We start from the raw sequence: 8,932 nt of genomic DNA, 5'->3' as shown, positions 1-8,932 counted from the left end.
CACAACGCCAGCTGCAATCCAATCGCCCATGTTATCCAAGTTCACACCACCAGTTGGCATGATGTTAACCTGTGGCAATGGCGCCTTAACCGCCTTAACCATTGACGGTGATGCCTCAGAACCTGGGAACAACTTCACGATGTCCACCCCATATTCAAGTGCCGCTTTCATCTCAGTAATGCTCATCGCCCCAGCCATGTAAGGGATTTGGTAGAGGTTGGCCATCTTGGCTGTTTCAACATCAAAGAAGGGACTCACCACAAATTCCGCCCCGGCCAAGATTGCCAAACGGGCAGTCACCGCATCCAACACCGTCCCACAGCCGACAATGACGTCGGTACCACGATACTTGTCGACCAAGTTTTTAATGCAGACGTCCGCTTGCGGTACTGTAAAAGTCAATTCAATCCCCTTAATGCCACCGTCGACCAAGGCGTCGACGATCAACTCTGCCTTTTCAACTGACTCGGCTCGGACCACGGCAATCACACCAGCTTGTTGCAACTTGTTTAGAATGTTCAAACGCTTCATTGTTTTCCCTCTTTAGTAAAGTGTATTAAATATCAAAATAATCATGGGCATTTTGCCCGGCAATCTCGGTCACAATTTGGCCGAGATACGCCATGTCATCAGGCACCTGGCCATTTGCCACCCAATCGCCAATTACGTCGCACAGGATGCGGCGGAAATATTCATGACGTGGATATGACAAGAAACTCCGTGAGTCCGTCAACATCCCCACAAAATTAGCAAGTAATCCCTGGCTCGCCAATAATTTGAGTTGCTTCACCATCCCATCGTGCGTATCATTAAACCACCATGCTGCCCCAAACTGCATTTTCTGCGTGGGGCCTTCTTGGAATGAACCTAACAACGTAACCAACTCTAACCAGTCCTTATCATTCAATGAGTAGACAACGGACTTTGGCAAAATGCCTTGGCGTTGTGCCTCTTCAAATAGTAAGCGCATCTGGTCCGGCATGTCGGCCTGTGTCCCAACCGAGTCACCGCCAACGTTTGGCCCAAGTTCATCAAATTGTGGCTTATTCGCTGCACGCACGGCATTGATGTGGTACTGCATTGCCCAACCATGTGCTTTATTTTGGCGCATCGCGACCTGCAAAAAGGCGGTTGTGTACTGTGCAATTTCCAACTCCGTTAACGGCTCATTTGCGAGTCCCTTGGCAAAAATATCCTCAATCTCAGCCGGCGTTGCGGCTGCATAATGATACGTATTTAGGCCATAATCTGAAATACGTCCCCCCAGTGCATGGAATGCCTCAAAACGTTGATCCAACGCCGTTACCAAACTGGCGAAGCTATCGATGGCAATCCCACTTACCGCTGCCAGCTTTTCCATGTACAATGCGAAATCTAGTTGTTCGATGGCCATGGCAACATCTGGACGCATCCCCGGCAATACACGAAAAGCATCTTCTTCATCAGCCAACAATTGGTGATAATACAAGTCATCAGCCGGGTCATCCGTCGTGACAACAACAGCGACATTCGACCGCTTGATTAACTCACGTGGTGTGAATGCTGGATCGGCCAACAATTCATTGGCACGGGCCCAAATCTGCGGTGCCGACTGGCGGTTCAGTACCTCATGGATGCCGAAATAACGGCGCAATTCAAGGTGTGACCATTCAAACAGTGGATTACCAATCGCGCGCTCTAACGTACCTGCCCAAGCCACAAACTTGTCATAGTCATCACCGTCACCCGTAATCAGACGTTCTGGCACGCCGTTTGCGCGCATAATCCGCCACTTATAATGATCACCAACTGTCCCCTCACTCAACCATAACCGGGTCAAGTTGGCCGGTTGTTGATTATCATAAATTTCTTTTGGGCTCAAATGACAGTGGTAATCCACAATCGGCTGATCAGCCGCGTACTCGTGATAAAGACGCTGCGCCACTGTCGTTTTAAGCATAAAATTATCATCTAAAAATGCCATGCTTACACCATCTCAAATTCTTCGGTCATGACAACCGTTTCCGTTGTATCAGCTGATCCTTTTGCCAATGCTTCCAACAAACCGTTTAAGTATGATAGGCCCAAGGCACGGTCGTACAACCCATAACCAGGTCGCCCGACTTCACCCCAGATATCACGGCCGTGGTCCGGACGCATGTAACCATCGAAGTTAACGTCATGCAACGCCTTCATGATTTCATACATATCGAGTGAACCTTCTGCAGACAAGTGGGCTGACTCGTGGAAATCACCGTTGTCACCCATGAACTTGATATTACGCGCATGGACAAACGGAATCTTGTCTTGTGCCCCAAACTCACGAATAATCGCTGGCACATCATTCGCTGGATTCTCACCAAGCGAACCCGTGCAAATTGTGAAGCCATTGTAAGGACTGTCCCACATAGCAGCGATTCGTCGCAAATCAGCTGCGTTCTTCACAATCCGTGGCAAGCCAAACAATGGGCGTGGTGGATCATCCGTGTGAACGGCCATTTTGATATCCATCTCCTCACATGTTGGCATGATAGCTTGCAAGAAGTACGCCATGTTGGCCGCCAACTTGTCCTCGTCAACATCGGCATAGGCATCGAACAGGCTCTTCAAATCTGACAAACGTTCCGGTTCCCAACCTGGTAAGGTAAACCCTTCTGATTGGCTCGTCACCATATCAAGCGTTTCTTGCAATGTCCCCTGGACCATTTCATGACGGTAAGCCAAATCAGTCGAACCGTCTGGCAACTCAAAACGCATATCTGTGCGGACCCAATCGAAAACTGGCATGAAGTTGTAGCAAATCACCTTAATGCCATATTCTGCTAAATTGCGAATCGTTTGCTTGTAGTTTTCAATATATTGGTCACGCGTTGGCAAGCCAATTTTGATGTCATCATGAATGTTAACCGACTCAATCACTTCTAACTTCAAACCGGCTGCCTCAACTTCATCCTTAAGCGCCTTGATACGCTCCTTGGGCCAAACTTCGCCAACAGGAATATCAAACAACGCGCCGACCACCTGCTCACACCCAGGAATTTGACGAATGTACTTGAGCGGAATTGGATCATCTTGTGAACCGTACCAACGAAATCCCATCTTAACCATAACTTACTACTCCTTCTGCAACGTCGTATCGACCGTACGCTGCCAATGCATTATGCAAGGTGCAGGCAACCGCGCCTTCACCACTCAACAATTGGGCCAAGTCATTTTCAACCCGCACACCCAAACCAACTTCATATAAATCAACGCCAAAGATTTGTTCATCTTGCAAGATATCAACCACGACATCATGCAAGTTACCGGCATAACCAAGATGTAACGGCGCAACCTTTGGTAGCAGCGTCGCCAACAACGGATCAGGACTCAAAGCCATTTGCTGCCCGTTATCATCGACCGCCATCAAGTAACGCACCCAAGCAGCTAGCGTCAACGGAATGAAGACCAAATCATTCACATCCCGGTGCTCATCGGCAACATAAGCCTTGATCGTCTCGCCAAAGCGAATCGATAACTTTTGTGACGTATCCGTGGCAATTCGTTGCGGTGTGTCCGGAATGTACGGATTTGGCAACCGCTTATTAATCACTTCATCAATAAATTGTTTTGGTGAGATGATGCCTGGATCAGTCACAACAGGTAATCCTTCAACGTAGCCAATGTTTTGAATCAACTTCAATAAGTCGACATTTTTCATTTCTTCGGCGATTGAATCGTAATTTAACAATGATCCAAAAATAGCTAAAGCCGTGTGCAACGGGTTCAAACTCGTCGTTACCTTCATAGCATCTGCGTCGTTCACCGTCGCCCGGTCAGTTAAGAACACCCCGGCTTTGGTAAAATCAGGTCGGCCATTTGGGAAGTTATCCTCGATAACCAAATAATGGACTTCCTCAGTATTTGCAAACGGCGCCACGTTGGTGCCCTTCGGCGTACGAATCAACTCCGTATCAGCAAAGCCGATTGCTTGTAACGCTTCAGCCACCGACGCAGCCGGATTTGGCGTAATGCGATCAATCATCGACAACGGGAACGTAACATCCTGATTAAGCCACGTCATGAAGTCTGCGCCCACAAAACCATTCGTTTCCCACATCTTGGCAATGGTTTGCATCGTTTCACGTAACCGGTCACCATTTTGCGAAAAGTTATCCGTGCTAACCATTGCAATCGGTGTCGCATTGGTTTCAAAACGGTGCAATAGTAACGCGGCCGTCGCAACCATGTTATTACCTGGCGCAGTAGTGTGTGGGTCTGTCGCCAAATCAGCCAAAACTTGATTAGTAAAATACCCGTCTGGTTGGCGCAGATTGTAGCCTTTTTCTGTAATCGAGAACGTTGCTAATTGCAATGATGGCTTGGCAAAAATAGTCATCATCGTCTGCCAATCGGCTTTGTGATCGCGATTAAAAGTATAGCTACCCGAAACCGAGGCAATTAGCTCGCGCTTCAATGAGCCGTCCGCCTTCATCGTGACGTTCAAGTGGCGATTATCAAAACGTCGGTACACATCTTGAATCACGGCATCATCGTAGGTTTCGGCAACAATCACGCCAGCCGGCAATTCACCAGCAGCAACTAATTTCTGGGCCACTTCCGAGTGAAAACCACGGAATAAATTACCACCCCCAAAGTGCACCCACGTTGGGGTCACCTTAGCGGTCTTTACCAAGTCAACTTGGTCAAACGTTGGCACTTCAATGCCCATCGTAGTGAACGCTTCTCGTTCTGTCATATAGTTATCAGTTAGTTTCATGATTTAATCTTCCTCAATGTCTACGCGAGCCCGCGCTGTTTTCACTGTTGGGACATTTTTGTCATCCCAAACATCGTCATAATCAAAACCAGTTAGTGCTTCAACCACCGCACGAACCTTTGGTGTGGCGTCTGCTTTCGCACCGCCAGCCTTCAAACGATCAATTTCGGCCACGACAATACCGTGCGTTTCACGGTTCAATTGCAATGTCATCGCAAATGCACCCGCAATCACCAACAATCCACCAGTTCCAATCACCAAAACACCAGCAATTGTGTTTTGAGCAGCGAGGCTTTGCGTTGTTTCACCAGCAATGTAACCGCCCTTTTCCAAAATGACACCGACGGCAAATGTTGCCACAGCCACCGTTGACTTACGAACAAAGGTCATCACCGCCGCGAAAATTCCCTCACGGTGCTGCTTCGTCAACAATTCATCCAAATCCGGAATCAACGGAAAGACGTTCCAAGGCGTAAACTCCAGCGTGGCGCGACCGATTTGGTAAACCAAACCGATTCCCAGCAACCACATCAACATGTTTTCGGGACGCAATTGGAATACGGCATAGAAGGCAACCAGCATCAGCAACATCAAACTGTAAGCTGATAAGAACAAGAACTTAGGGCCCTTCTTCACCATCAAGACCCCGGCCCCAATCGTGACAAAGATACCAACGAAGCTCAACGACAAAATGTTAGCTGAGTCTGTTACCGTCAAGCCCAAGCAAGACACCACAAAGTAAGCAAAAATGGTGTTAAAGACGTCCTTACCGGTGAATGAGAACAAGTAAATGGCCAAGTGCTTGCGGAATGAACGGATGCGCAACGTTGAGAGGTAATCCTTGATTTCCTTTTGGACGGTCTGGATTGGGTTCAACTTTGGACGCTTGTTAAATTCAGCAATCATCTCTTCCGTCACTTCACGCTCCCACGTATTCATGTTTGTAATGAAGATCGCGGCCGCAAAGATTGCAGCAAAAACTAATGCGTTAATGAAGTACGCTGACGCATTGTTTTCACCCAACAAGCGAATGACTTGGCCCGGTACGAAAGTCGCCATAAATGTTCCAGCGGCTGAAATGAACATCCGCGCTGATGACAACTTGGTACGGCTGGCATAATCCTTGCACATTTCAGTTGGGAGTGTTTCCCATGGAATCAAAACAAAGGCGGCAATAATCTCAAACAACAAATAAACAACTAGGTAGTACAGAAACGCCATGTTTGGGATCCACATCAGCACATAAGCAAACATGAGTGGTGCGCCAATCGTTAAGAAGAAATGACGGCGACCAAACCGCTGACCTAAACGGGTCCGATAGAAATTGTCGGTAAGACTTCCCATTACCAACGACGTCACCGCATCAACGATTCGGGCGATTCCAATAATTGTGGCCCCCTGAATGGCAGTCAACCCAGCAAACGTTGTAAAGAAATACAACAAGAATGCGCCGATGATGGTAAAGGCACCACCTCCCATCAAATCCGGCAACCCATAAGCAACTGCTCGACCTAATGTGATCGGCTTAGCTTGGTAAATACGTTTTTTTGACATATCGTCACTCCTCAAAGTAAAATCAACCAAATAATCTCAGAAACTGATATATTAGTTTCAACACAAAGAATTGTAACCGTTTGCATTTTCCGTGACAACTTGTTACTGAATTCACATAATAAATAAGTGCACACTGAAACTGTCAGTCATTTTCCAGTGAAAACGTATATACAGGTCATGCCATGCTCGGTTATAATGTATTCGTTCTTATATTCCGGATTGTGAAAACAGTATCAAAATCAACGAAACAGTTCATAATTTGTTTGCAATTCACCCAAAAACCAAACACTAAACTAGGAGTATCGCCATGCCGACGACACGAAAAACTCACACTCCCCTACAAAGCGACCAAGCGTATCACCTGTTGCGCCAACAAATTCTGACCTTCGACTTGGTACCAGGTCAAAAAATTTACTGAAACCAAGTTAACTGCTGATTTGCCATACGGTCGGACGCCCATTCGAGAAGCCATCTTGCAACTAAAATCTGAAGGTTTACTCACTGTGGTGCCGCAATCCGGTACCTACATTGCGAAAGTTGACTTACAAATCGCTGAACAAGCTCGCTATGCCCGCGAACAAATTGAACCGCAAATCATGCGTGATGCGTTAACCCGTTTAACACCGGCTGATTTAGATTGGTTGGATAACTTATTAGTTGAACAAGCGACTGATGCAAACGAAACCGCGACCTTTTTTGCCCGGGACGAGGCGTTTCACCAATTTTTCTACGAGCGAACAGGCCACGAATTACTGTGGCGCTGGTTAAAAGATTTATCGAAACAACTCGACCGGTTTCGCTGGTTACGAGTGGCATCGCAACGCTTAGATTGGCAAGCGTTGATTGCTGAACACCAAGCAATCTTAACCGCGTTGCGTCATGATGATGCTGACACGGCATACCGCATCGCACACACCCACTTACAGCACATGATTGCTGATCAACTGGCCGTCATTGCTAGTTATCCTGATTATTTTTGACATCACAGTAAAAGGCCGTCAGTCTCCGCAATGGAAACTGGCGGCCTTTTAGTGGCAAAACTTATTTGAGTGGTTTATTTTTTTGAGATTATCAACCGTTGTGAGTTAATCAAGTTTTGCCGCAATGTTAGCTAAGGTGACCTCAGCTGTGCTAGCAAAATTAAGGTCCGCTGCCGCAAGGACGGTCGCATCCCCAATTCCCAACGAAACTTCACCGGCCCCGTTGATTGACGCAATTCCGGCTGCCGCATCTTCTAAGCCAATGACTTGGTCTGGTGGCAAGTTTAAGATTTCAGCTGCGCGGACAAAAATTTCTGGATCAGGCTTACCGGCATGTAGCGTCGCTGGGTCAACAATCCCGACAAAACTATCCGTTAAGCCCAGTCGATCCAAGATAAACGGTGCGTTTTTTGAAGCTGACGCCACACTCGCCCGGTAGCCCTTATCGTTAAGTTCCTGAATAAACGCGGCAATCCCTGGCAAGATATCATCCGGTGTTAAATCAGCGATGAGCTCAACATAGTGTTCGTTCTTCCAAGCGGCAAAGCCTTCTTTTTCTGCTTGCGTATACGCATTTTCCTTACCGCCAGCTTGCAAAATCATTTCGAGACTGCCCATGCGGTCAATGCCCTTCAACGATTCTTGCAGCTCCGGCGTCCAAGTCACTTGGAGTTGTTCCGCCAAATGACGCCAGGCAATCGTATGAAATTTAGCCGTGTCCGTAATGACACCGTCCAAATCAAACGCAAACCCCTTAATGTCTGCAAATTTAGTCATCTTATTGCACCTCCAATGCGACGGTTTCGCCTGAGACGTCAATCGTCAGTGGATCACCAGAAATTAACGTTACTTGCGCACCATCGTGATCGACGGCCACCTCAAGCAAACGCTCACGGAACATGAAGCGGAACTTATAACCGTCCCACTCAGCTGGCAAGAATGGGTCAAAGTGCAATTGTTCATCACGCACACGCATACCAGCAAATCCTTGGACGATCGACAACCAAGCACCAGTCATTGACGTGATGTGCAACCCGTCAGACGTATCGTTATTGTAGTTATCCAAATCCAAACGCGCCGTGCGTTGATAGAATGCCACACTCTTTTCGGGCATCTTCAAGTCAGCTGCTAAAATAGCGTGAACCGATGGTGACAATGATGATTCATGCACCGTAAATGGCTCGTAGAATTCATAATTATCTCGCTTTTGTTGCTCGGTGAAGGCATCTGGGAAATAATACATCGCATGCAATGTATCTGATTGCTTGATGTACGGTGAGCGCAAGATGCGATCCCATGACCAGTGCTGGTTGATTGGTAATTGTGAGGCATCCAAATCACGAACCGGAATTAATTCCTTATCGAGGAACGTGTCATGGGCGACAAAGATATGCCGATCCACATCATTGACATCCTTCACATCAGCTTCAGGCAAATACATTTTGTCGACAATTAATTGCCATTGCACCTTTTCTTCTGCCGAAATGGCCAACTTTTCCTGATAAGTTGATGTAAACGTGTCTGCATTGTCCAACGTGTATTGCAGCACCCACTTGGCCATCCAGTTTGTGTAGTAGTTGTTGTTAATGTTGTTTTCGTACTCGTTCGGTCCCGTGACCCCGTGAATCATGTACGCGTCGTTGCGCGCTGAATAGTGCAC

Annotated in this window: 8 protein-coding genes and 1 pseudogene; 2 read left to right on the top strand and 7 right to left on the bottom strand. The window is 47.3% G+C overall.

The genetic code is table 11. The features are described from left to right. The 5 genes from WEIDD23_RS07835 to WEIDD23_RS07815 all read right to left on the bottom strand — a co-directional run. Window positions 1–531, bottom strand: a 531-nt coding sequence (locus WEIDD23_RS07835) for a bifunctional 2-keto-4-hydroxyglutarate aldolase/2-keto-3-deoxy-6-phosphogluconate aldolase (RefSeq protein ID WP_062358890.1), incomplete at its 3' end; no start/stop codon positions are given. A gap of 25 nt (window positions 532–556) precedes the next feature. Beyond that, the gene (gene uxaC / locus WEIDD23_RS07830; protein WP_010370955.1) at window positions 557–1,963 is read right to left on the bottom strand and encodes a glucuronate isomerase; all 1,407 of its coding nucleotides are present in this window, start codon (window positions 1,961–1,963) and stop codon (window positions 557–559) included. A gap of 2 nt (window positions 1,964–1,965) precedes the next feature. Then, entirely contained in the window at window positions 1,966–3,087 is a 1,122-nt protein-coding gene (gene uxuA / locus WEIDD23_RS07825) for a mannonate dehydratase (RefSeq protein ID WP_010370958.1), read from the bottom strand. Continuing rightward, a complete protein-coding gene (locus WEIDD23_RS07820) occupies window positions 3,080–4,741 on the bottom strand; it encodes a mannitol dehydrogenase family protein (RefSeq protein WP_029237439.1) in 1,662 nt (553 codons plus the stop codon). Before WEIDD23_RS07820 ends, uxuA begins: the two co-directional genes overlap by 8 nt. Then, window positions 4,742–6,292 carry an MFS transporter gene (locus WEIDD23_RS07815; RefSeq protein ID WP_010370964.1) on the bottom strand — a complete coding sequence of 517 codons (1,551 nt, stop codon included), beginning with the start codon at window positions 6,290–6,292 and terminating at the stop codon, window positions 4,742–4,744. It abuts the gene before it with no gap. A 425-nt stretch (window positions 6,293–6,717) separates the two neighbouring features. Between WEIDD23_RS07815 and WEIDD23_RS15020 the strand changes: the two are divergent. Together WEIDD23_RS15020 and WEIDD23_RS07810 are read left to right on the top strand one after the other, a co-directional pair. Then, window positions 6,718–6,810, top strand: a pseudogene (locus WEIDD23_RS15020) (GntR family transcriptional regulator); the annotation flags it as partial. Beyond that, complete coding sequence (locus tag WEIDD23_RS07810) at window positions 6,796–7,272, top strand: GntR family transcriptional regulator (protein WP_347474451.1); 477 nt, start codon at window positions 6,796–6,798, stop codon at window positions 7,270–7,272. The pseudogene WEIDD23_RS15020 and the gene WEIDD23_RS07810, both read left to right, overlap by 15 nt. 105 nt (window positions 7,273–7,377) lie before the next feature. Here WEIDD23_RS07810 and pgmB read toward each other — a convergent pair whose 3' ends face one another. Then, on the bottom strand, window positions 7,378–8,049 hold the full coding sequence (gene pgmB / locus WEIDD23_RS07805; protein WP_010370970.1) for a beta-phosphoglucomutase: 672 nt from the start codon (window positions 8,047–8,049) through the stop codon (window positions 7,378–7,380). Between the two features lies 1 nt (window position 8,050). Then, a partial coding sequence (locus WEIDD23_RS07800) for a glycosyl hydrolase family 65 domain-containing protein (RefSeq protein WP_278279472.1) occupies window positions 8,051–8,932 on the bottom strand: 882 nt, incomplete at its 5' end.

This window comes from Weissella sp. DD23, assembly GCF_001579105.1.
GTDB classification, from domain to species: domain Bacteria; phylum Bacillota; class Bacilli; order Lactobacillales; family Lactobacillaceae; genus Weissella; species Weissella cibaria.
The sequence above is the reverse complement of the archived record's forward strand: the minus strand, read 5'-3'. Positions and strand labels throughout refer to the sequence as shown.